General features: G+C 73.7%; 23 protein-coding genes. 11 read left to right on the top strand and 12 right to left on the bottom strand.

The genetic code is table 11. From position 1 onward, the window contains the following. Positions 1-76 precede the first annotated feature (76 nt). From AMK25_RS21545 to AMK25_RS21535, 3 genes are read left to right on the top strand one after another with little or no spacing between them, the layout of a single operon-like run. Positions 77-934, top strand: a complete 858-nt coding sequence (locus AMK25_RS21545) for a sulfurtransferase (RefSeq protein WP_073830198.1) — start codon at positions 77-79, stop codon at positions 932-934. A gap of 47 nt (positions 935-981) precedes the next feature. Then, entirely contained in the window at positions 982-2,163 is a 1,182-nt protein-coding gene (locus AMK25_RS21540; RefSeq protein WP_073830197.1) for an acetoin utilization protein AcuC, read from the top strand. A 25-nt stretch (positions 2,164-2,188) separates the two neighbouring features. Further along, entirely contained in the window at positions 2,189-4,744 is a 2,556-nt protein-coding gene (locus tag AMK25_RS21535; RefSeq protein ID WP_073830196.1) for a bifunctional acetate--CoA ligase family protein/GNAT family N-acetyltransferase, read from the top strand. Between the two features lie 114 nt (positions 4,745-4,858). Here the strand turns inward: AMK25_RS21535 and AMK25_RS21530 are convergent, their stop codons facing one another. From AMK25_RS21530 to AMK25_RS21515, 4 genes are all read right to left on the bottom strand, one after another. After that, positions 4,859-5,266, bottom strand: coding sequence for a VOC family protein (locus tag AMK25_RS21530; protein WP_073830195.1), 408 nt, complete (start codon positions 5,264-5,266; stop codon positions 4,859-4,861). After that, a complete protein-coding gene (locus AMK25_RS21525) occupies positions 5,263-5,754 on the bottom strand; it encodes an SRPBCC family protein (RefSeq protein WP_073830194.1) in 492 nt (163 codons plus the stop codon). Before AMK25_RS21525 ends, AMK25_RS21530 begins: the two co-directional genes overlap by 4 nt. Beyond that, the gene (locus AMK25_RS21520) at positions 5,751-6,092 is read right to left on the bottom strand and encodes an ArsR/SmtB family transcription factor (protein WP_198937621.1); all 342 of its coding nucleotides are present in this window, start codon (positions 6,090-6,092) and stop codon (positions 5,751-5,753) included. Before AMK25_RS21520 ends, AMK25_RS21525 begins: the two co-directional genes overlap by 4 nt. Positions 6,093-6,196: 104 nt before the next feature. Then, positions 6,197-7,183 (bottom strand): sigma-70 family RNA polymerase sigma factor, encoded by a 987-nt coding sequence (locus AMK25_RS21515; RefSeq protein WP_073830193.1) that lies wholly within the window; start codon positions 7,181-7,183, stop codon positions 6,197-6,199. Positions 7,184-7,404: 221 nt separating this feature from the next. Between AMK25_RS21515 and AMK25_RS21510 the strand changes: the two genes are divergently transcribed. Next, on the top strand, positions 7,405-8,193 hold the full coding sequence (locus AMK25_RS21510; protein ID WP_073830486.1) for a sporulation protein: 789 nt from the start codon (positions 7,405-7,407) through the stop codon (positions 8,191-8,193). 6 nt (positions 8,194-8,199) lie between these two features. Here the strand turns inward: AMK25_RS21510 and dtd are convergent, their stop codons facing one another. After that, entirely contained in the window at positions 8,200-8,622 is a 423-nt protein-coding gene (gene dtd / locus AMK25_RS21505; RefSeq protein ID WP_069089362.1) for a D-aminoacyl-tRNA deacylase, read from the bottom strand. Further along, positions 8,622-10,106, bottom strand: coding sequence for a DUF7782 domain-containing protein (locus tag AMK25_RS21500; protein WP_198937619.1), 1,485 nt, complete (start codon positions 10,104-10,106; stop codon positions 8,622-8,624). The genes dtd and AMK25_RS21500 overlap by 1 nt, the downstream gene beginning before the upstream one ends. 181 nt (positions 10,107-10,287) lie before the next feature. Here AMK25_RS21500 and AMK25_RS21495 point away from each other — a divergent pair, with 181 nt between their 5' ends. The 3 genes from AMK25_RS21495 to AMK25_RS21485 all read left to right on the top strand — a co-directional run bounded on the left by AMK25_RS21495 (position 10,288) and on the right by AMK25_RS21485 (position 13,515). After that, entirely contained in the window at positions 10,288-11,508 is a 1,221-nt protein-coding gene (locus AMK25_RS21495) for a S8 family peptidase (protein ID WP_073830192.1), read from the top strand. Between the two features lie 118 nt (positions 11,509-11,626). Then, on the top strand, positions 11,627-12,211 hold the full coding sequence (locus AMK25_RS21490) for an HhH-GPD-type base excision DNA repair protein (RefSeq protein WP_073830191.1): 585 nt from the start codon (positions 11,627-11,629) through the stop codon (positions 12,209-12,211). 71 nt (positions 12,212-12,282) lie between these two features. Beyond that, a complete protein-coding gene (locus AMK25_RS21485; RefSeq protein WP_073830190.1) occupies positions 12,283-13,515 on the top strand; it encodes a low temperature requirement protein A in 1,233 nt (410 codons plus the stop codon). 4 nt (positions 13,516-13,519) lie between these two features. Here AMK25_RS21485 and AMK25_RS21480 read toward each other — a convergent pair whose 3' ends face one another. Both AMK25_RS21480 and AMK25_RS21475 read right to left on the bottom strand, forming a co-directional pair. Beyond that, entirely contained in the window at positions 13,520-13,831 is a 312-nt protein-coding gene (locus tag AMK25_RS21480; RefSeq protein WP_073830189.1) for a hypothetical protein, read from the bottom strand. Next, positions 13,821-14,132, bottom strand: a complete 312-nt coding sequence (locus AMK25_RS21475) for a hypothetical protein (protein ID WP_241826439.1) — start codon at positions 14,130-14,132, stop codon at positions 13,821-13,823. The genes AMK25_RS21480 and AMK25_RS21475 overlap by 11 nt, the downstream gene beginning before the upstream one ends. A gap of 106 nt (positions 14,133-14,238) precedes the next feature. Between AMK25_RS21475 and AMK25_RS21470 the strand changes: the two genes are divergently transcribed. Beyond that, positions 14,239-14,595, top strand: coding sequence for a DUF3099 domain-containing protein (locus AMK25_RS21470; RefSeq protein WP_073830484.1), 357 nt, complete (start codon positions 14,239-14,241; stop codon positions 14,593-14,595). 41 nt (positions 14,596-14,636) lie between these two features. Here AMK25_RS21470 and AMK25_RS21465 read toward each other — a convergent pair whose 3' ends face one another. Both AMK25_RS21465 and AMK25_RS21460 read right to left on the bottom strand, forming a co-directional pair. Continuing rightward, positions 14,637-15,533, bottom strand: a complete 897-nt coding sequence (locus AMK25_RS21465; protein WP_073830187.1) for a carbohydrate kinase family protein — start codon at positions 15,531-15,533, stop codon at positions 14,637-14,639. Continuing rightward, positions 15,530-16,456, bottom strand: coding sequence for a pseudouridine-5'-phosphate glycosidase (locus AMK25_RS21460; protein ID WP_073830186.1), 927 nt, complete (start codon positions 16,454-16,456; stop codon positions 15,530-15,532). The genes AMK25_RS21465 and AMK25_RS21460 overlap by 4 nt, the downstream gene beginning before the upstream one ends. 88 nt (positions 16,457-16,544) lie before the next feature. Between AMK25_RS21460 and AMK25_RS21455 the strand changes: the two genes are divergently transcribed. The 3 genes from AMK25_RS21455 to AMK25_RS21445 all read left to right on the top strand — a co-directional run bounded on the left by AMK25_RS21455 (position 16,545) and on the right by AMK25_RS21445 (position 19,367). Then, positions 16,545-16,763 (top strand): DUF3039 domain-containing protein, encoded by a 219-nt coding sequence (locus AMK25_RS21455; RefSeq protein ID WP_007456912.1) that lies wholly within the window; start codon positions 16,545-16,547, stop codon positions 16,761-16,763. A gap of 40 nt (positions 16,764-16,803) precedes the next feature. Beyond that, positions 16,804-17,454 carry a trimeric intracellular cation channel family protein gene (locus tag AMK25_RS21450; RefSeq protein WP_073830185.1) on the top strand — a complete coding sequence of 217 codons (651 nt, stop codon included), beginning with the start codon at positions 16,804-16,806 and terminating at the stop codon, positions 17,452-17,454. A gap of 179 nt (positions 17,455-17,633) precedes the next feature. Further along, positions 17,634-19,367 (top strand): DEAD/DEAH box helicase, encoded by a 1,734-nt coding sequence (locus AMK25_RS21445; protein WP_143194770.1) that lies wholly within the window; start codon positions 17,634-17,636, stop codon positions 19,365-19,367. Positions 19,368-19,529: 162 nt separating this feature from the next. Here the strand turns inward: AMK25_RS21445 and AMK25_RS21440 are convergent, their stop codons facing one another. After that, complete coding sequence (locus AMK25_RS21440) at positions 19,530-19,763, bottom strand: DUF7455 domain-containing protein (RefSeq protein WP_013284786.1); 234 nt, start codon at positions 19,761-19,763, stop codon at positions 19,530-19,532. Positions 19,764-20,008: 245 nt separating this feature from the next. Next, positions 20,009-21,598 carry an RNA polymerase sigma factor gene (locus AMK25_RS21435; RefSeq protein ID WP_073830483.1) on the bottom strand — a complete coding sequence of 530 codons (1,590 nt, stop codon included), beginning with the start codon at positions 21,596-21,598 and terminating at the stop codon, positions 20,009-20,011. Between the last annotated feature and the right edge of the window lie 95 nt (positions 21,599-21,693).

Genomic DNA, 21,693 nt, shown 5'->3' with positions numbered 1-21,693 from the left:
ATGGTACCCGTTACCACCGACCATCGACGGCAGGCGAAGCCGGAGGTCGCGGCCCGGATGGTGTTGACTGGACCGCATGTCCGCCACCGCAGACCTGCTGGTCGAGCCCGACCGGCTCGCCGCCGAACTCGATCATGCCGATCCGCCGGCCCTGCTCGACGTCCGCTGGCGGCTCACCGGCCCGCCCGGCCGCGCGGACTACGCCGCAGGCCACCTGCCCGGAGCGGTCTTCGTCGACCTGGACACCGAGCTGTGCGGGCGACCCGGCGCCGCCGGCCGGCACCCGCTGCCGGACCCGGCGGCGTTGCAGGCCGCGCTGCGGGCGGCGGGCGTCCGCGCCGGTCACCCCGTTGTCGTGTACGACGGCGGCGACGGCATGTCCGCCGCCCGGGCCTGGTGGACGCTGCGCTGGGCGGGCCACCGGCAGGTGCGGGTGCTGCACGGCGGCTACCCGGCCTGGACGGCCGCCGGCCTGCCGGTCGACACCGGCGTACCCGCCCCGGCGCCGGGCGACGTGACGGTGGCGCCGGGCGCGCTGCCGGTGCTGGACGCCGCGCAGGCCGCCCGGCTCGCCGCCGCCGAGCCCGGGGTGCTGCTCGACGTACGGGCCGCGCCGCGCTACCTCGGCGAGCACGAGCCGGTCGACCCGGTCGCCGGGCACGTGCCGGGCGCCGTGAACCTGCCCGCGCCGGAGTACGTCACGCAGGGGCGGTTCCCGGACGCGGACGCGCTGCGGGAACGGTTCGCCGCCGCCGGGGTGGACGCGGGCGCGCCGGTCGGGGCGTACTGCGGCTCCGGGGTGACGGCCGCGCAGGCGGTGCTGGCGCTGCACCTGGCCGGCCGCTCGGACGCCGCGTTGTACGTCGGCTCGTGGAGCGAGTGGGTGGCCGACCCGGACCGTCCGGTCGCCACCGGCGGCACGTCCGGCCGGTGAGCGTACGTCAGGTGGGCGCACCCCGGCCCACGTGCGACGATGGCCGCATGGCCGACGACACGGTGGTGGTGTGGGACGAGGCTCTCCTCACCTACGACATGGGCGACCATCCGCTCGACCCGGTCCGGGTCGAGCTGACCATGGCGCTCGCCCGCGAGCTGGGCGTGCTGGACCGGCCCGGCGTGCGGCTGGTCAAGCCCGAGCCGGCTGACGACGCGCTGCTCACCCGCGTACACGATCCGGCCTATCTGGACGCGGTGCGGGCCGCGCCGCGCGACCCGCTGTTCGCCGGGTTCGGCCTGGGCACGTCGGACAATCCGGTGTTCGACGGCATGCACGAGGCGAGCGCGCTGATCGCCGGCGCCACTGTGGCCGCCGCCGAGGCGGTCTGGCGCGGCGAGGCGCGCCGCGCGGTGAACGTGGCCGGCGGGCTGCACCACGCCATGCCCGCCCGCGCCGCCGGCTTCTGCGTCTACAACGACCCGGCGGTGGCGATCGCCCGCCTGCTCGACCTCGGCGCGCAGCGGATCGCGTACGTGGACGTGGACGTGCACCACGGCGACGGCGTGCAGGAGATCTTCTACCGCGACCCGCGGGTGCTCACCATCAGCCTGCACGAGACGCCGCTCGCGCTGTTCCCCGGCACCGGCTTCCCGGACGAGACCGGCGGCCCGGGCGCGGAGGGCACCGCCGTCAACGTGCCGCTGCCGCCCGGGGTCGGCGACGCCGGCTGGCAGCGCGCGTTCCACGCGGTCGTGCCGTCGGTGCTGCGCGCGTACCGGCCGCAGGTGCTTGTCACCCAGTGCGGCGCCGACGGGCACCGCAAGGATCCGCTGGCCGACCTGCACCTGTCGGTGGACGGGCAACGGGCCACCTACCGCACGCTGCGGGCGCTCGCCGACGAACTGTGCGACGGGCGCTGGATCGCCACCGGCGGCGGCGGGTACGCGCTCGTCGAGGTGGTGCCCCGGGCCTGGACGCACCTGCTCGCGACCGCCACCGGTGAGCCGATCGACCCGGCCACGCTCACCCCGCCGGGCTGGCGGGACCTGGCCGCGCGGCGGCGACCCGGGCACGAGGTGCCGCTGCGGATGACCGACGACGTCGACCCGTCGTACCTGCCGTGGCAGCCCAGCGGCGAGCCGAACGCGGTGGACCGGGCCGTCGCGGCCACCCGCAAGGCGGTCTTCCCGCTGCTCGGGCTCGACCCGCACGACCCGCGCGACTGAGCCGGCGGCAGGGGAGGACCGACCGGTGACCACCGTCGAACAACCGGTGGACGTGCTGCTCAGCGACGGCACGACCGTCCAGCTGCGACAGATCCGTCCCGAGGACGCGCCCGAGATCGTGGCCATGCATGGCCGCTTCTCCGAGCGCACCCGCTACCTGCGCTACTTCTCGCCGTACCCGCGCATTCCGGAACGCGACCTGAAGCGTTTCGTCAACGTCGACCACCGCGACCGCGAGGCGTTCGTGGTGCTCGCCGGCGAGCGGATCGTCGCCGTCGGCCGGTACGAGCGCCTCGGCCCCGCCTCGCCGGAGGCCGAGGTGGCGTTCGTGGTCGAGGACGCCTACCAGGGCCGGGGCATCGGCTCGGTGCTGCTGGAGCACCTGGCCGACGCGGCCGGGCGCAACGGCATCGTGCACTTCGTCGCGGAGGTGCTGCCCGCGAACGGCACCATGCTGCGGGTCTTCGCCGACTTCGGCTACCAGGTCCAGCGCCAGTACGCCGACGGCGTGGTGCACCTGACCTTCCCGATCGCGCCGACCGAGGCGACCCTTGAGGTGCAGCGCGGCCGGGAGCACCGCACCGAGGCCCGCTCGATCGCCCGGCTGCTCGCCCCGCGCGGCATCGCCGTCTACGGCGCCAGCACCACCGGCCAGGGCGTCGGCGCGGCGCTGCTCGGGCACCTGCGCGACGGCGGGTTCACCGGCGCGATCGTGCCGGTGCACCCGAGCGCGGCGACAGTGGCGGGGCTGCCCGCGTACCCGTCGGCGGCCGACGCCGGCCAGGACGTCGACCTGGCCGTGGTGGCGGTCCCGCCGGACGCGGTGACCGACGTGGTCCGCGACGCCGCACGCGCGGGCGCGCACGGGCTGGTGGTGATCTCGGCCGGGTTCGCCGAGTCCGGGCCGGCCGGTGCGGCGGCGCAGCGCGCGCTGGTCCGCGCCGCGCACCTGGCCGGCATGCGGGTGGTCGGACCGAACTGCCTCGGCGTCGCCAACACCGACCCGGCGGTACGCCTCAACGCCACGCTCGCCCCGGTGCTGCCCGCGGCGGGCCGGGTCGGCGTGTTCAGCCAGTCCGGCGCGTTCGGGGTGGCGCTGCTCGCCAAGGCGTCCCGCCGTGGGCTCGGCCTGTCCAGCTTCGTGTCGGCCGGCAACCGGGCCGACGTGTCCGGCAACGACCTGCTCCAGTACTGGCAGGACGATCCGGCCACCGACGTCATCACGCTCTACCTGGAGACGTTCGGCAACCCGCGCAAGTTCGCCCGGCTGGCCCGGCGCATCGGCCGCAGCAAGCCGGTGGTGGCGCTCGCCTCGCTGGCCCGGCCGCCGGGCGTGGGGGAGGCGCCCGCGCTGGACGCGGCTGCGGTGAGCGCGTTGTTCGCCCAGTCCGGCGTGATCCGGGTGGACACCGTGTCCGAGCTGCTCGACGTCGGTGTGCTGCTGGCCCACCAGCCGTTGCCCGCCGGGCGGCGGGTCGCGGTGGTGGGCAACTCCTCGGCGCTGACCGGGCTGGCCGCGACCGCCTGCGCGGCGCAGGGACTGACAGTTGCCGACGGCTACCCGCAGGACGTCGGTCCGAGCGCCGGTGCCGCCGCTTACGCCGCCGCGCTCGGTGACGCGGTCGCCGACGAGCGGGTGGACGGCGTGGTGGCGGTGTTCGCGCCGCCGCTGCCGGGGCAGCTCGCCGACCCGGTGGCCGACTTCGCGTCGGCGCTGCCCGACGCGCGGGTCACCGGCAAGCCGGTGGTGGCGACGTTCCTCGCCGGACTGGTGCCGGCCGGGGTGCCCGCGTACCCGAGCGTCGAGGAGGCGGTGCGCGCGCTGGGCCGGGTCACCGCGTACGCAGACTGGCTCCGGCGGCCGCCCGGCGTGCTGCCGGAACTGGCCGACGTGGACCGGGCGGCCGGGCACGCCGCGCTGCGCCCCGACGGGGCCGACGCGGCGGCGTTGCTGCGCGCGTACGGGATCGACGTGGTGGACTCGGTGCCGGCCCGCTCGGCCGAGGAAGCGGCGGCGGTGGGGGAGCGGCTCGGCTGGCCGGTGGCGCTCAAGGCCGCCGCCCCCGGGCTGAGGCACCGCCTCGACCTCGGCGCGGTACGCCTCGACCTGGCCGACGCCGCCGCGCTGCGCCGCGCGTACGCCGAGATGGCGCCGGTGTTCGGCGCGGAGGTGCTGGTCCAGCCGATGGTCGCGCCCGGCGTGGCGTGCGTGGTGGAGCTGGTCGAGGATCCGGCGTTCGGGCCGGTGGTCGGGTTCGGGCTCGGCGGCGTGGCGACCGAGCTGCTCGGCGACCGGGCCTGGCGGGCGGTGCCGCTGACCGACCGGGACGCCGCCGAGCTGGTCGACGAGCCCCGGGCCGCGCCGCTGCTGCACGGGCACCGGGGCGCCGCACCGGTGGACCGGGCGGCCCTGGTCGACCTGCTGGTGCGGGTCGGGCGGCTCGCCGACGAGCAGCCGCGGGTGCGGTCGCTCACGCTCAACCCGGTGCTGGCCCGGCCGGACGGCATCTCGGTGCTGCACGCCACCATCCGCACCGGGGCGGAGGTCGCCCGCCCCGACACCGGCCCCCGCCGCTTGTAAGGAAGGGCCCCTTCTTAACGCCTCAGGTAGAGAAAGGGCCCCTTCTTAACAGCGCCCAGCCGCCCGCGTGCGCCGCAGCGCGCCGCAGCGCCCCGGCCGCGCGCGCCGCAGCGCTCAGCCGCGGGCGGAGATCTGCTGCACCGCCCACTCGTTGCCGTCCGGGTCGCGGAGGAAGACGAAGCCGACGTTGTCCAGCGGATGCGGCACCGGACGCGGGTTCTGGCCGAGCACCTGGATCTCGCTCACGTCGACGCCCCGCTCGACCAGCTCGGCGTGCGCCCGTTCCAGGTCGGCGACGACGAGTTGCAGGCCCTTGAGTGAGCCCGGCGGCATCTCCGGTACGACGCCCCGGCCGAGCACTATCGAGCAGCCGGAGCCCGGGGGTGTGAGTTGGACGATCCGCCCCGCGCCGCCCAGATCCGTGTCGTGGTCGACGGCGAAGCCGAGCCGTTCGGAGTAGAACTCCTTGGCCCGGTCCACGTCGGAGACCGGTACGACTACCACTTCCAGCGTCCAGTTCACGATGTCGCTCCTGTCTTCGCAACGGTGTGCAGCACGGCGGTGAGCCGGTCGAACGCCTCGCTCACGCCGCGGGTCATCGGGTAGCGCAGGACCGTGTCGCGGCCCTGCGTGGTGGCGTACCGCAGGTGGGTGACGACTGTGGTCCGGCTCGCCGAGCCGGTGAAGTCGTGGCGCACGAGCGTCTCGCCCGGGTAGGACTGGTCGTCGAAGAGTTCGGTGCAGACCAGGCGCGCCGGCACGTCGACCTCCCGGTACGTGCCGCCCTGAGCCATCAGGTCGCCGTCCGGTCCGCGGGAGACGAACCGCCAGCGTCCGCCCACCCGCAGGTCCACCTCGCACTCGACGAGGTGCCAGCCGCGCGCGCCCCACCAGCGCATCAGCAGCTCGGGGCGGGTGAAGGCGGCGAACACGAGGTGCCGGGGTGCGGCGAAGTCGCGGCTGAGCCGGATCTCCCGGTCGCCGTGCAGGGTCACGGCCAGGCCGTTCACCGCTGCTCCCCGGCGGTCAGTTCGGCGAGCACCTCGTCCAGGCGCGCGTAGCTCTCGGCCCAGTAGTCCCGGTAGTCCGCCAGCCACGCGACGGCCTCCCGTAGCGGCCGGGCGTCGAGCCGGCAGGGGCGGCGCTGCGCGTCCCGGCCCCTGGTGACCAGGCCGGCGCGTTCGAGCACCTTGAGGTGCTTGGAGACGGCCGGCTGGCTCATCGCGAACGGCTCGGCCAGCTCGGTGACTGTGGCCTCGCCGGCGGCGAGCCGGGCGAGGATGGCCCGCCGGGTGGGGTCGGCGAGCGCGGCGAAGGTGGCGTCGAGCAGATCCGGGGGCACGTTCATAACCTCCTGGTTGTGTAACCAGTCGGTTCTATACGGCCGGGAGCGCCCAGGTCAAGCGCGACAGGCCCCGGCGAACCGCCGGGGCCTGTCGAGGTAGGGGTGGATCAGCAGGCGTACGCCTCCAGCCGGTTCGCCCGCTCCGGGTCGCGCAGCTTCAGCAGCGTCACCTTCTCGATCTGCCGGATCCGCTCCCGGGACAGCCCGAACTCGCGGCCCACCTCGTCCAGCGTGCGCTGCCGGCCGTCGTCCAGGCCGAAGCGCAGCCGGATCACCGCCTGCTCCCGCTGGGACAGCGTGGCCAGCACGATGCGGACCTCGTTGCGCAGCTCGCCGTTGGTGGCGGCGTCACCGGGCTCGGTACGCGGGTCGACAGCGGCGACGAAGTCGCCGAGCGCGCTCTCGCCGTCCTCGCCGACGGCCTGGTCCAGGCTGACCGGCTCCCGGTCGTAGGAGATCAGCTCGATCACCTGGAACTCGGGGATCTCCAGCGCCTTGGCCACCTCGCTCACTGTGGGCTCGCGGCCCAGCGACACCGACAGCTCGCGGCGCACCCGGACCATCCGGTTGACCTGCTCGACCATGTGCACGGGGATGCGGATGGTGCGGGCCTGGTCGGCCATGGCGCGGGTGATGGCCTGGCGGATCCACCAGGTGGCGTAGGTGGAGAACTTGTAGCCCTTGGTGTAGTCGAACTTCTCGACGGCGCGGATGAGGCCGAGGTTGCCTTCCTGGATGAGGTCGAGGAAGGCCATGCCGCGGCCGGTGTAGCGCTTGGCGATGCTCACCACCAGCCGCAGGTTCGCCTCCAGCAGGTGGTTCTTGGCGGCGCGGCCCTCGGCCGCGATCAGCGCCAGGTCCGCGCGCAGCTCGGCGGAGACGGGGGTGCAGGTGGCCAGCTTCTCCTCGGCGAAGAGGCCGGCCTCGATCCGCTTGCTCAGCTCGACCTCCTGCGCCGCGGTGAGCAGCTTGGTGCGGCCGATGCCGTTCAGGTACGCCCGGACCAGGTCGGTGGAGACGCCGCGCTCGTCGGTGGCGTCGAGGTCCGTGAGGGTGACGTCCATGTCCTGGTGCTCGATCATCTGCTGGGTCATCTCTGTTCTCCCCGTGTCCGACGTGCCTACCGGTCCCGTGCCGCCCACGCGGTGGTGGCCGATGACAAACAGCTTGGCGGTCGGGGCGTGAGACGGGAGTGAGGCGATCGGGGAACCGACAGGAATCCGGTGTGGAATCCGGCCTCTGCTTGCCCGGCGCGGTTACCGTGCCAGCGACCGGCCGTCGGGGCCGGACCCGGAACTGACGATCGGAGAACGTGGTGGTCTTCAAGCGGCTCATGCAGGCGATGGGTGTGGGCGGACCGTCGGTGGAGACGGTGCTGGCCAATCCGAACTGTCGCCCGGGCGGCGTCCTGGAGGGCCGGATCCAGGTGGTCGGCGGCGACCACCCGGTGGACGTCAGCTACGTCGCGCTCGGTCTGGTCACCCGGGTCGAGGTGGAGAGCTCCGACTCCGAGTACGACGTCAACCAGGAGTTCGGCCGGGCCCAGATGACCGGCCCGTTCCGGCTGGAGCCGGGGCAGCGTCACGACGTGCCGTTCCGCTACCAGGTGCCCTGGGAGACGCCGCTCACCGACCTGTACGGCCAGCACCTGCACGGCATGACGATGGGCCTGCGTACCGAGCTGGAGGTGGCCCGGGCGGTGGACAAGGGCGACATGGACGCGGTGTCGGTGCACCCGCTGCCCGCCCACGAGCGGCTGCTGGAGGCGCTGCTGCGGCTGGGCTTCCGCTTCGCGCGCGCCGACGTCGAGCGGGGGCACATCTACGGCGTACGCCAGCAGCTGCCCTTCTACCAGGAGATCGAGTTCTACCCGGCGCCGCAGTACGCGGGCGCGATGAACCAGCTGGAGGTCACCTTCGTCACCGACCCGCAGCAGGTGCACGTGGTGCTGGAACTGGACAAGCGGGGCGGCCTGTTCACCGAGGGCCGCGACGCGTTCGGCCGGTTCACCGTGGACCACGCCACGGCGGACCGTACCGACTGGGCCGCCCAGCTCGACGGCTGGCTGCGGCAGTCGCTGTCCCGCCGGGGGCTGTTCTCCTAGTCCGCCTCAGAGGTCGAGCACGAGGGTCCGGGGACCGACGTTGACGCTCTCCACGAGCATGTGGGCGCGGAAGCGGCCGGTCTCCACCTTCGCGCCCCGGGCGCGCAACTGCTCGACCACGGCGTCCACCAGGGGTTCGGCCACCTCGGCGGGCGCCGCGGCGGTCCAGCTCGGCCGCCGGCCCTTGCGCGCGTCGCCGTAGAGCGTGAACTGGCTGACCACCAGCAGCGGCGCGCCGACGTCGGCGGCGCTGCGCTCGTCGTCGAGGATGCGCAGCTCGTGCAGCTTGCGGGCCATCGTGGCGGCCACCTGCGGGGTGTCGGTGTGGGTGACGCCGAGCAGCACCAGCAGGCCGTCGGTGATCTCACCGGTCACCTCGTCGTCGACTGTCACCCGGGCCCGGCCGACCGTCTGCACCACCGCCCGCATCAGCCGGTCACCGGCTCGACGATGCCGCGCTCGACCAGGTGCGCCACGATCGGCCCGGCCGCCTCGGCCAGCTCGTCCGGCGTCACGTCGTGCGCGGCGGCCAGCAGGGCGAGCTGGTCGCGCAGCGGCAGCCGGCCGTCGGCGCCGCCGACCAGGGCGAGTACCAGCGGGTCGATCTCCTCCGACCAGCGCAGCCCGCGCGGCATGGCCAGGACCTGCCGGTCCACCGCCCAGCCGTCGTCGCCCATGGTGGCCTCCTGCCGCAGCTGGAGCCCTTCGGCGGCGCGGTAGCGGGCGGCGAGCAGGCCCTCGGTGTCCCGGGCGCGCAGCCAGTCCTGGCGGGTGAACCACTCGCCGATCCGGTCGCCGAGCGGCGGCTCGACCCGCTGGCGCAGGTCCTCCACCCGAACGATCGGCTGCTCGTGGCCGGAGCGGCGCAGCGAGACGATGCCGAAGCCGATCGCCTCCACCTTGTGCGCGTCGAACCAGTCCAGCCAGGACGCCATCCGCTGCGGGTCGGCGCTCTCGCCGACGTCGGTCAGCCAGAGGTTCACGTACGCCATCGGGTCGGCCACCTCGCGCTGGATGACCCAGGCGTCCAGGCCGGTGCCGGCGAACCAGCCGGTGACCCGCTCGGCCCAGTCCTCGCCGGTGACGTGCACCCAGTTCGCCAGGTACTGCATGGTGCCGCCCTCGGTGAGCAGGTCCGGCGCGGCGGCGGCCAGCTCCGCGCCGATCGCGTCGCCGACCCGCCCGGAGTCGCGGTAGACGTGCGTGGTGGTGCCCGGTCCGACCACGAACGGCGGGTTGCTGACCACCAGGTCGAAGCGGCGCCCGGCCACCGGGGCGACCATGTCCCCGCGCAGCAGTTCCCAGTCCTGGCCGTTGAGGGCGGCGGTGGTGGCGGCGAAGCGCAGCGCCCGTTCGGAGACGTCGGTGGCGGTGACCCGCCGGGCGTGGGTGCCCAGGTGCAGCGCCTGCACGCCGGAGCCGGTGCCGAGGTCGAGCGCGGTGTCCACGACCGGGCGTACGGCCGCCGAGATCAGCGTCTGGGTGGCGCCGCCGATGCCCAGCACGTGCTCGGCGTGCAGTGGACGGCCGGGCCGGGCGCTGGCGGGCACGTCGGCGAGCACCCACCAGTCGTCGCCGTACGGCTCCAGGTCGACCCCGGCGCGCAGGCCGTCGCCGTGCCGCTCGACGATGCCCCCGGCGAGCGCCTCGTCCACCGTCAGCGGGGCCAGCGCGGCGGCCACCGCCGCCTCCGGCTCGGTCTGGTCGCAGATGAAGACGCGGATCAGCGTGGCCAGCCGGTCCCGGTCCTCGGTGGCGCGCAGCGCGGCCCGGTGGTCGTTGCGGGCCACCCCGCCGGTGGCCTGCGCGCCGAGGCGGTCGGCGATCCCGTTGGCGGTGAAGGGGGCAAGCGTGAGCGCGGTGCGCAGCGCGTCGACCCCGGCGGGGGAGAGCAGCATGTCGTGACGGTTCACGTGCTCATCCTGCCTCGGGCGTCGTCCGCCGTGACGCGCACCCGCCGATCCATAACGTGGACCGCATCTATCGGCAGCTATCTCTTTTATGTGTGTCGATCTATGGCTAGCATTCCTGCCAACATCCGTCGATGGGGTGATCCGGGCACAAACCGGGCCGCCCCGGTAGGGAGTCCAGACGATGCCCGACGTGTCCCTTCCCCGGCGGCGCGCGCTGCGTGCGCTCGCCGTCACGGCCGCCGCCGCGGCCTTCGCCGCCGCCGCCTCCACGCCCGCTCTCGCCGCGCCCACCGGGGAGGTCCGGTACGCCGGTGCCGCCGACGCCGTCAGCGGCAGCTACGTGGTCGTGCTCAAGGGCGACGCGGTCGGCACCGCGAACACCCTCGCCGCCCGTACCGCCGTGCCGGACCGGGCCGCCGGCCTGGCCAAGCGCTACGGCGGCAACGTCGGCACGGTGTGGAGCTCCGCCCTCACCGGCTACAGCGCGAAGATGACCGCCGCCCAGGCGCGCCGGCTCGCGGCCGACCCGGCCGTCGCGTACGTCGAGCAGGACCGCGTCATGACCACCCAGGGCACCCAGACCGGGGCCACCTGGGGCCTGGACCGGATCGACCAGCGCAACCTGCCGCTGAACAGCACCTTCACCTACCCGAACACCGCCAGCAACGTGCGCGCCTACATCATCGACACGGGCATCCGCACCACGCACAGCGACTTCGGCGGCCGGGCCACCTGGGGCACCAACACGGTCGACACCAACAACACCGACTGCAACGGCCACGGCACCCACGTCGCCGGCACGGTCGGCGGCACCAAGTACGGCGTGGCCAAGAGCGTGCGCCTGGTCGCCGTCAAGGTGCTCAACTGCTCCGGCAGCGGCACCACCGCCGGTGTGATCAGCGGCGTCAACTGGGTCACCTCGAACGCGGTGAAGCCGGCCGTGGCCAACATGAGCCTCGGCGGTGGCGCCAGCACCACGCTGGACAACGCGGTGGCCAACTCGATCAACTCCGGCATCACGTACGCGCTCGCGGCCGGCAACTCCAGCGCCAACGCGTGCAACTCGTCGCCGGCCCGGGTCGCCGCGGCGATCACGGTGGGCGCCACCACCAGCACCGACGCCCGTGCCTCCTACTCCAACTACGGCTCCTGCGTGGACATCTTCGCCCCGGGCTCGTCGATCACCTCGGCGTGGCGGACCAGCGACACCGCCACCAACTCGATCAGCGGCACCTCGATGGCGTCCCCGCACGTGGCCGGCGCGGCGGCGCTCGTGCTGTCCGCGAACACCTCCTACACCCCGGCTCAGGTGGCCAGCTACCTGACCAGCAACGCCACCACCGGCAAGGTGACCAGCCCGGGCTCGGGCTCGCCGAACCGGCTGCTCTTCGTCGTCAACTGACGACACGGGTGACCTGACCCAACAGTGGGCCGCGGCCCGGTGGACCTCCCAGGGGTCCGCCGGGCCGCGGCACGTCGTCGGGGAGTCGGCACCCCCGACCGCCGGGCGGGACGGCACTATGGTCCTTATGACGCTCTCCCTGCCCATCGACCCGCAGGCCAACGAGCTGCTGGCGCGCAGCCCGCTGGCCCTGCTCCTCGGCATGGTGCTCGACCAGCAGGTGCCGATGGAGAAGGCGTTCTCCTCCCCGTACGTGCTGGCGCAGCGGCTCGGCCACGAGCCGGACGCCGCCGAACTGGCCGGGTACGACCCGGAGGCGCTCGTGGAGCTCTTCGCCCGGCCGCCGGCGCTGCACCGCTTCCCGAAGGCGATGGCGGCCCGCGTGCAGGAGGTGTGTCGGACGCTCGTCGAGCGGTACGACGGCGACCCGGCCCGGCTCTGGTCGGACGTGGCCGACGGGCGGGAGCTGTTGCGCCGGGTCGGCGAGCTGCCCGGGTTCGGCCGGCAGAAGGCGCAGATCTTCGTCGCGCTGCTCGGGAAGCGGTTCGGGATCACGCCGGACGGCTGGCGTGAGGCGGCCGGCGGCTACGGCGACGCGGACGCCCACCGGTCGGTGGCGGACGTGACCGATCCGGAGTCGCTGCGCCGGGTACGCGAGTTCAAGCAGCGGATGAAGGCGGAGGCGAAGGCCGCGAAGGGCTGATCCGCGGCCCACCGCCGCAACCGGCCCGCCGCCCCTGTCGTTTGTTGCCAGGACGGGGGACGGGGGCGACGATGGCCGAGCAGCGGGGTGGTGCGCTGCTGCGTACCGCGTCCAGCCCCGGCCGGGCCACCTTCCTGGAGCTCTTCTTCGACCTGGTCTTCGTGTTCGCGCTGACCCGGGTCTCGCAGCGCCTGATCGACGGCATCAACGGCTCGGCCGGTGCGGTGGCCGCCGACGTGGGCAAGACCCTGCTGCTGTTCATGGTGCTGTGGCAGGTCTGGACGATCACCACCTGGGTCACCAGCCGCTACGAGCCGGAGCGCGTCGTCATCCAGGCGGTGGTGGTCGGCACCATGTTCGGCAGCCTGGTGCTGGGCGTGACGCTGCCCCGCGCCCTGGAGGAGCGGGCGTTGCCGTTCGCGCTGGCGTACGTGGTGGTGATGGTCGGCCGGCCGCTGGTGATCGCGGTGGCGTTGCGCGGGCACCCGCGCCGCCTGGTCCCGGTGCGGCTGGCCGCCTGGGCGGCGGCCAGCGCCCCGCTGTGGCTCGCCGGCGCGCTGATGCCCGGCCCGCGCCTGGCGCTCTGGGTCGTCGCGCTGGCGGTGGACCACCTCGGCACGCTCCTGGGCTGGCCGCTGCCGGGACTCGGGGCGTCGCGCCTCCGGCAGTGGCGCGTGACCGGGGAGCACCTCGCCGAGCGCTACCAGCAGATCTTCCTCATCGCGCTGGGCGAGTCGATCCTGGTGATCGGCGTGACCTACAGCGGGAAGGAGTTCTCCGGCGAGGCGGCCGCGGCGTTCGCGATCTCGTTCCTGATCACCGCGTTGCTCTGGCGCATCTACTTCCACCGGGCCGGTCACCTGCTGGCCGAGGCGCTGCGGACGGCCGGCACGCCGGGACGGCTGGCCGAGTCCGCGGCGCAGACCCATCTGTTCATGGTGCTCGGCGTGCTCAGCGCGGCGGCCGGTTACGAGCTGGTCATCGCGCACCCGTTCGACCCGTCCCGGCCGAACTGGCTGGTCTTCGTGGTGGGCGGCCCGGCGCTCTTCCTGGCCGCCCGCTCCCGGTTCGAGTACGAGATCTTCGGCCGGGTGTCCCGCTCCCGGCTGGCCGGGCTGCTGGCCCTGGTGCTGCTCCTGCCCGCGTTCGCGACCATGCCGGCGATGCTGGCGCTCGGCGCGGTGGCCGTCGTGCTGGCGCTCGTCGCGTTCGCCGACGCCCGCCGGGCCTGGCACCGCCCACCGGAGCACTCCGCCTCGCCGATCGGCCGGGAGACGCTCGGCGAGGCCGGCCCTGAGGCGTGAGCCGTCAGGCGGCGGTCGGGCGGGACAGCGACGCCAGCGCGCGGCGCACGTCGGCCAGCGAGACGGTGGCCGAGTCGTCCAGGTCGGCCAGGCCGGCCTCGATCCACTGCCGCATCAGCGTGGTCACTCCGATGCCGCGCGCGTCGGCGGCGGCGCGGACCCGCTCGTACGTCTCCAGCGGCAGCCGGACCGACCGGCTCACCATCGGCACGTCGGTGTCGGGGGTGGGCAGTTGCGCCGGTGACGTCTCGTCGATCAGGTCGGCGAACGTGTCGCCCCCGGCGTGGAACCGCTTGGTCGCCTCGTCACGGTGCATCGTGACCGCCTCCTCGTCGGCGTGAGTTCCGCACCGCCTCGTCGTAGCGCTTGGCCTCGACGTCGCTCAGTTCGCGGGCGGAGAGGATGTCCCAGTCGTTGTCGGTGCCCTCGGCCTCGGCCAGCAGCACGGCGAGCCGCCGGCCCCGGTGGTCGGTCGCGTAGACCACCATCACGTCGTCACCGAGGTGCCGGATGACCCGGTGCCTGCTGTGCAGGGCCTCCCAGACTTCCCCGGGTGTGACGTCGTAGACCCGCAGGTTCGCCAGCGCCTCGTCGGTGAAGCTGAACCGGTTGGCCACCGCCGCAGCGTACCACGCACGTAACACGCGACCGGTCGTCACGAATTTCGCCGATCATCCGTCCGGAGTGACAGGATGAGGCGTATCCCCTCGTAGGAGGTCCGTGGTGAAGCGTCAGGCGTACCAGCCGATCCTGATCACCGACGCCCCGCGCAGCCAGGACGACCAGCTCAACAGCCGGCAGAAGCGTTACGTGCTGATGATGGCCATCCGGGTCGCGTGCCTGGTGGCGGGCGCGATCCTGGTCGGCGCGAAGGCACCGCTGCTCTGGCTCTGGCTGCCGTTGTGCGCGCTCGGCATGGTGCTCGTGCCCTGGCTCGCCGTGCTGCTCGCCAACGACCGGCCGCCCAAGGAGGAGCACCGGCTGGCGCACCGGTTCCAGAACCGCCGCCGCGAGGAGCCCGCGCCCACTGCGCTGACCACGCAGGAGAACCCGCACAAGATCATCGACGCCGAGCCCTGACCGGCCCGGGCGAATCACCGCCCGGACCGGCCACCCTCGGATCAGGGGGTGGGGCGGGCGCCCACCGTCGTCACTGCGAGCGCGCCCAGGTCGCCGGCGCGGGCCAGCGCGGCGCGCGGATCGGCGCCGGCCAGCCACGCGGTGAGCAGGCCGGCCGCGAACGCGTCACCGGCCCCGGTCACGTCCACCACGTCCACCCCCGGCGCAGGGGCGAACTCCACCACGCCGCCGCGCTCCACCCAGACCGCGCCGGCCGCGCCCTGCTTGACCACCACCCGGTGCGCCACCGCCGTGAGCGCCCGGGCCTGCGCCGCCGGGTCCAGCCCGCCGGCCAGCACCGTCGCCTCGTCCGTGTTGACGAGCAGCAGGTCGACGTCGCGTACCCAGGTCAGGAACGCCCCGCCCACGCGCCGCAGCGGCGCCGCGGACGCCGCGTCGACGCTGACGGTCAGCCCGCGCGCGCGGGCCGTGGCCAGCGCGCGCAGGCCGGCGCCGCGCGACCCCACGTCCAACAGGGTGTACGCGGACAGGTGCAGATGCCCGGCGTCGGGCGCCGCGGCCAGCGCCGCGTCCACGTGCGCGGCGGTCAGCCGCAGGTTCGCGCCCCGCTGGCTGACCATGGTCCGCTCCCCGTCGTGGGTGAGCACGATGACGGTGCCGGTCGGGTAGCCCTCGTGCCGCTCCACCGCGCAGTCCACACCGATGCGGGTCAGCTCGTCCACCCGCTCCCGGCCGGTCTCGTCGTCGCCGACGGCGGCCACCAGCGTCACCGCCGCGCCCTGCCCGGCGAGCCAGGCCGCGGTGTTGGCCGCCTGCCCGCCGCCGCTGAACCGGATCCCGGCCGCGGTGTCCGAGCCGGTGGCGAGCGGCCCGGACAGGACCGCGAGCACGTCGGTGATGACGTCGCCGACGACGAATATCCGCGGCGTGGTGCTCATGCGGTGCGACGGGTCGCCGCGGCGACCGCGATCCGGGCCGCGAGGTCGGCGTTGCGCAGGATGATCCGGACGTTCACGGTCAGGCTGGCGCCCTCGGTGGCGGCGTGGAAGTGCGACAGCAGGAACGGGGTGACCGCCTTGCCGGTGATCCCCTCCCGGGCCAGCGCGGCCAGCCCTTCGGCGAGCGTGCGGTCGTGCAGCGCCGGGTCGAGCTGCTCGTCGGCGGGCAGCGGGTTGGCCACCACCAGGCCGCCGTGGTGCACACCGTGCGCCGCGCGGGCGGCCAGCACGTCCGCCACCTGCTCCGGCGACTCGACCGACCAGTCCAGGTCGAAGCCGGCGTCGGTGAGGTAGAAGCCGGGGAACCGGCGGGTGCGGTAGCCGACCACACCCACCCCGAGCGTCTCCAGCCGTTCCAGCGTGGCGCCCACGTCGAGGATCGACTTCACCCCGGCGCAGACCACCGCGATCGGGGTCCGGGCCAGCGTGACCAGGTCGGCCGACTCGTCGAACGTCTGCGCCGCCTCCCGGTGCACGCCGCCGAGCCCGCCGGTGGCGAACACGCCGATCCCGGCCGCCGCCGCTACCGCGCTGGTGGCCGCGACGGTGGTGGCGCCGTCCGCGCCGGTGGCCGCCGCCGGGGCCAGGTCGCGGACCGAGAGCTTGCTCACGCCGTCGACTGTGGCGAGGCGGGTGAGCTGGGCGTCGTCCAGCCCGACCCGCAGTTCGCCGGCGACCATGCCGATGGTGGCCGGCACCGCCCCCGCGTCCCGTACCGCCTGCTCGATCTCGCGCGCCACGCGCAGATTGTCCGGCCGGGGCAGCCCGTGCGAGACGATCGTGCTCTCCAACGCCACGACCGGGCGGCCGTCGCGCAGGGCGTCGGCCACCTCACTACCGAGACTGATGTGAAAGTTGGTCACGTCGGCTACCGTACGGGCCGCTCCCGCCCGGGGCCCAGGTGGACCAGGACGGACCGACCTGCAAAACTGGAACGCCGGAGGTGGAGTCGTGAGCACAGAGGTTCTCGAGCGTCCCGAGCTGAAGGACGCGGACACTGGTCCGGAGATGTTCCACTACGTCCGCAAGGAGAAGATCGCCGAGAGTGCCGTCATGGGCACCTTCGTGGTCGCGCTCTGCGGCGAGACGTTCCCGGTCACCAAGGCGGCCAAGCCGGGCTCCCCGGTCTGCCCGAAGTGCAAGGAGATCTACGACTCGTACCGCGAGTGATGCCGGGTGGCGTCGCGGCCCGCGCACGTAACCTGCGGCGGTGACCACCTCCACCGCCCTGCTCCTCGCCGACCTCACCGGCGTGGCGGTCTTTGCCGCCTCCGGCGCCTCCGCGGCGGTGGCGAAACGGCTCGACCTGTTCGGGGTCGTCTTCGTCGGCGTGGTCGCCGCGCTCGGCGGCGGCATCTTCCGCGACCTGGCGATCGACGAGGTTCCGCCGCTGGCGTTCGCCGACTGGCGGTACGCCGCCACCGCCTCCCTCACCGCCGCCGCCGTGTTCTGGCTGCACCCGCAGCTCGCCCGGCTGCGCACCACGGTGCTGGTGCTCGACGCCGCCGGCCTCGGCCTGTTCACAGTCATCGGCACGCTCAAGGCCCTCGACGCCGCCGTGCCGCCGGTCGGCGCGTGCATGATCGGCATGCTCACCGCGATCGGTGGCGGGCTGGGCCGCGACCTGCTCACCGGCGAGATCCCGGTGGTGCTGCGCCGGGAGATCTACGCCCTCGCCGCGCTCGCCGGAGCGGTAACCGTGGCGCTGCTGTCGGCGTGCGGACAGGCCACCGCCGTGCCGCTCACCGCCGCCGTCCTGCTGGTGTTCGGGCTGCGCCTGATCGCGCTGCGCCGACGCTGGTCCGCGCCGGTGGCGACGCTGCGCCCGCCGCGCACCGGCACCGGGGGACCACTGTCCTGACCCGCCGTGCGCCGGGGCGGGCGGATGTGACAGGCGTGGCGTCGAGTGGGGCGTACGGCCCGCGCTGGTTATGCTGAGTCCGCCTTCGCGGCACCGGATGCGCGAGGGCGTTTTCATGGGCGGCGGCTCCCGTGGCCCCGGTCGGGCCCGCCGCCGTCCGCGGCGGAGAGGAGCTACGCGTGCCACCGCGGATGCCGACGCTCGACACGTTCCCGCCCCTGCGTGCCTGGCAACGCAAGGCGCTCGTGGAGTACCTGCGCCGCCGGACCGAGGACTTCACAGCGGTCGCCACGCCCGGCGCCGGTAAGACCACGTTCGCGCTGCGGATCGCCGCCGAGCTGCTCGCCGACGGCACGGTCGAGGCGGTCACAGTGGTCGCGCCGACCGAGCACCTGAAGACCCAGTGGGCGCAGGCCGCCGCCCGGGTCGGCATCCAGCTCGACGCCGCGTTCCGCAACGCCGACCTGCACTCCGCCGCCGACTTCCACGGCGCGGTCGTCACGTACGCCCAGGTGGGCATGGCGCCGCAGGTGCACCGCCGGCGCACCATGACCCGCCGCACGCTGGTCATCCTCGACGAGATCCACCACGCCGGCGACTCGCGGACCTGGGGCGACGGCGTCAAGGCGGCGTTCGAGCCCGCGGTACGCCGCCTGATGCTCACCGGTACGCCGTTCCGCTCCGACGACAACCCGATCCCGTTCGTCAGCTACGAGCGCGGCGGGGACGGGCTGCTGCGTTCCCGCGCCGACTCGGTCTACGGCTACTCCGACGCGCTGCGCGAGGGCGTGGTCCGGCCGGTGCTGTTCCTGGCGTACTCGGGGGAGACCCGGTGGCGCACCAACGCCGGTGAGGAACTGGCGGCCCGGCTCGGCGAGCCGATGACGCAGGACCTGATCGCACAGGCGTGGCGTACCGCGCTGGACCCGGCCGGCGACTGGATGCCGCAGGTGCTGCGCGCCGCCGACGCCCGGCTCAGCGTGCTGCGCGCCAACGGCATGCCGGACGCGGGCGGCCTGGTCATCGCCAGCGACCAGCAGGTGGCCCGCGCGTACGCGAAGCTGCTGGAGCAGGTGACCGGTGAGAAGGCCGCCGTGGTGCTCTCCGACGACCAGGGCGCGTCCGCGCGGATCGCGACGTTCGCCGCCTCCCAGCAACGCTGGCTGGTCGCGGTGCGGATGGTGTCCGAGGGCGTCGACATCCCCCGGCTGGCGGTCGGCGTGTACGCGACCAGCGCCAGCACCCCGCTGTACTTCGCGCAGGCGATCGGCCGGTTCGTCCGGGCCCGCCGCTCCGGCGAGACCGCGTCGGTGTTCCTGCCCAGCGTGCCGCACCTGCTCGGACTGGCCAGCGAGATGGAGGCCGAGCGGGACCACGTGCTCGGCAAGCCGAAGGACCGCGAGGGCTTCGACGACGACCTGCTGGAGCGCGCCCAGCGCGACGACGGCGCCAGCGGCGAGCTGGAGAAGCGCTTCGCCGCGCTCTCCGCCACCGCCGAGCTGGACCAGGTCATCTTCGACGGCGCGTCGTTCGGCACCGCCGCCCAGGCCGGTACGCCCGAGGAGGAGGAATACCTCGGCCTGCCCGGTCTGCTCACCGCCGACCAGGTCTCGCTGCTGCTGACCAAGCGGCAGGCCGAGCAGCTCGCCGCGCAGAAGCGCCGGGCCGCCCAGCGGACCGCTGAGCCGGCCGCTGCGGCCCCGGCGGCGGCGCCCCCACCGATGAGTGCCGCCCAGCGCCGCGTGGCGCTACGGCGGCAGCTGAACGCTCTGGTGGCCGCCCGGCACCATCACACCGGCCAGCCGCACGGCAAGATCCACGCCGAGCTGCGCCGGCTCTGCGGCGGCCCGCCCAGCGCGCAGGCGACGATCGAGCAGCTCGAGGAGCGCATCGCCACCGTGCAGACCCTGTAAGGAAGGGCCCCCTCTTAACGCCTGCGGTAGTGCAGGGGCCCCTTCTTAACATCACGCACCACGCACCACGGGGCACGCGGGACGCGCACAAAAACCGGCCGGAGGCGACCCGTGTGGGTGCCTCCGGCCGGTTATGTCGTGATGTGGATTTCCTGTCGGACCTCAGTTCGCCATCAGATCGGCACCACGCCAGCTGAACTCCGGGTCCGACGCGTAACGCACGGTGATCTTCACGAGATCCTCCGCGTACTTGTTCGCGTGGTGCCCACAGAACACCAGCTCACTCCCACCCGCCAGAGTGATCCGGAGCTTGCCGGCAGCATTGCAGCGGTCGCACCGTTCATCGGCGGCCGGGGGGCTCACCGTCTCGGGCGGCGGCGTGAGGGTCGGGGTCATCGCCTTCCTCCTCTGGTCGTCACCGATGAACACTCTCTTCGGTTGCTCACCTATCGTGCAACACCCATCTCGGGCCCTGCCTTCCCTGTGTGCCCGCGGGGGACCGAGGTCACACATGGCGTGGGAGACAGTGTGCCGTGCACCAAGGGTGCCACGTCAACGATCACAAACAGGCAACCGATCGATCACTGATGAGTGTTCTACGGCTGGTGATCAAACCGGCACGAATTGTTGACGTCCGGTGGTCAGTCCAGGTAGTCGCGGAGCACCTGGGAACGCGAGGGGTGCCGCAACTTGGACATGGTCTTCGATTCGATCTGCCGGATGCGTTCCCGGGTCACGCCGTACACCTGGCCGATCTCGTCCAGGGTGCGCGGCTGACCGTCGGTGAGGCCGAAGCGCAGGCGCACCACGCCCGCCTCACGCTCGGACAGCGTCTGGAGGACCTGCTGGAGCTGGTCCTGGAGCAGCGAGAACGACACCGCGTCGACGGCGACGACCGCCTCGGAGTCCTCGATGAAGTCGCCGAGCTGGCTGTCGCCCTCGTCGCCGATGGTCTGGTCCAGCGAGATGGGCTCCCGGGCGTACTGCTGGATCTCCAGCACCTTCTCCGGTGTGATGTCCATCTCCTTGGCCAGCTCCTCCGGGGTGGGCTCGCGGCCCAGGTCCTGGAGCAGCTCGCGCTGGATCCGGCCGAGCTTGTTGATCACCTCGACCATGTGCACCGGGATGCGGATGGTGCGGGCCTGGTCGGCCATGGCGCGGGTGATGGCCTGGCGGATCCACCAGGTGGCGTAGGTGGAGAACTTGTAGCCCTTGGTGTAGTCGAACTTCTCGACGGCGCGGATGAGGCCGAGGTTGCCTTCCTGGATGAGGTCGAGGAAGGCCATGCCGCGTCCGGTGTAGCGCTTGGCCAGCGAGACCACCAGCCGCAGGTTGGCCTCCAGCAGGTGGTTCTTGGCCCGCTCGCCGTCCCGGGAGATCCACATCAGGTCGCGCTGCAGGTCGCGGACCAGCTTCTCCTCGCCCTCGTCGGCGGCGCGCAGCCGCTCGGCGGCGTAGAGGCCGGCCTCGATCCGCTTGGCCAGCTCGACCTCCTGCTCGGCGTTGAGCAGCGGAACCTTGCCGATCTGCTTGAGGTACGCCCGCACGGAGTCGGCGGAGGCGGTCAACTCGGCGTCCCGGCGCGCCTGCTTGAGCGCCTCGGACTCCTCGTCGTCCCACTCGAAGTCGTTGTCGGTGGCGGAGCTGGCCGCGTCGGCCTCGGCGGCCCGGGTCAGCTCGGCCGGCTCCTCGACCACCACGTCCTCGATCTCGGCGGCCAGCTGCTCCGGGTCGATCTCGCCCTCGGGGCCGTCGGCCTTCCCCGGCTTCGCCGCGGCGGTCTTGGCGGCCACCGTGGCCTTGGTGGCGCGGGTCGCCTTGGTGGCCTTCGCCGGGGCGGCGGCCTTTGCGACGTCGGCCGTGGTGGCCTTGCGCGCGGTCGCCTTCCGGGGGGCCGGGGCGGGCGACTCCTCGGCGGCCGGCGCCTGCTTCGGGGCGGGCGCGGCGGCCTTCTTGGTGGTCTTGGCCGTGGTCGCGCGGGAGGCCGGGGTGGCGGACCGGGCGGCGGCGACGCGGCGGCGGGTGCTCGCCGAGCCGTCCACCACCACCGTCACGCCCGCCTCGGAGAGCGCGCGGAGGATCTTCTTGGCCTGGGCCGGGGTCACCTCAGCGGACTCGACGGTGCGCGCGAGCTGGGCCGACGTGAGCTGACCACCGGCGCTCTGCGCGTGGGCGATCAGGGTGTCGGTGAGCGAGCGAACGTCGGCGCCGGTCTGGCGGGGATCTGTCACGAAGACCTTCCGGAGGCGAAAGAGCGAGCACGGCCGGGTCGTCCGGCGCAGCATGGGACGGCCGTGCCGGGCGAGTCGTTGAGGACCCCCGTGTC

Source organism: Micromonospora sp. TSRI0369 (assembly GCF_001905625.1).
Lineage (GTDB): Bacteria > Actinomycetota > Actinomycetes > Mycobacteriales > Micromonosporaceae > Micromonospora > Micromonospora echinospora_A.
The sequence above is the reverse complement of the archived record's forward strand: the minus strand, read 5'-3'. Positions and strand labels throughout refer to the sequence as shown.

What these genes read in the sequence shown, in the direction of transcription:
- AMK25_RS21440 (WP_013284786.1), bottom strand. Translation starts at nt 19,763, where the DNA reads ATGACCCCGACCCTCACGCCGCCGCCCGAGACGGTGAGCCCCCCGGCC.
- dtd (WP_069089362.1), bottom strand. Translation starts at nt 8,622, where the DNA reads ATGCGGGCGGTGGTGCAGACGGTCGGCCGGGCCCGGGTGACAGTCGAC.
- AMK25_RS21465 (WP_073830187.1), bottom strand. Translation starts at nt 15,533, where the DNA reads ATGAGCACCACGCCGCGGATATTCGTCGTCGGCGACGTCATCACCGAC.
- AMK25_RS21540 (WP_073830197.1), top strand. Translation starts at nt 982, where the DNA reads ATGGCCGACGACACGGTGGTGGTGTGGGACGAGGCTCTCCTCACCTAC.
- AMK25_RS21545 (WP_073830198.1), top strand. Translation starts at nt 77, where the DNA reads ATGTCCGCCACCGCAGACCTGCTGGTCGAGCCCGACCGGCTCGCCGCC.
- AMK25_RS21485 (WP_073830190.1), top strand. Translation starts at nt 12,283, where the DNA reads ATGGCCGAGCAGCGGGGTGGTGCGCTGCTGCGTACCGCGTCCAGCCCC.
- AMK25_RS21515 (WP_073830193.1), bottom strand. Translation starts at nt 7,183, where the DNA reads ATGACCCAGCAGATGATCGAGCACCAGGACATGGACGTCACCCTCACG.
- AMK25_RS21480 (WP_073830189.1), bottom strand. Translation starts at nt 13,831, where the DNA reads ATGCACCGTGACGAGGCGACCAAGCGGTTCCACGCCGGGGGCGACACG.
- AMK25_RS21520 (WP_198937621.1), bottom strand. Translation starts at nt 6,092, where the DNA reads ATGAACGTGCCCCCGGATCTGCTCGACGCCACCTTCGCCGCGCTCGCC.
- AMK25_RS21495 (WP_073830192.1), top strand. Translation starts at nt 10,288, where the DNA reads ATGCCCGACGTGTCCCTTCCCCGGCGGCGCGCGCTGCGTGCGCTCGCC.
- AMK25_RS21490 (WP_073830191.1), top strand. Translation starts at nt 11,627, where the DNA reads ATGGTCCTTATGACGCTCTCCCTGCCCATCGACCCGCAGGCCAACGAG.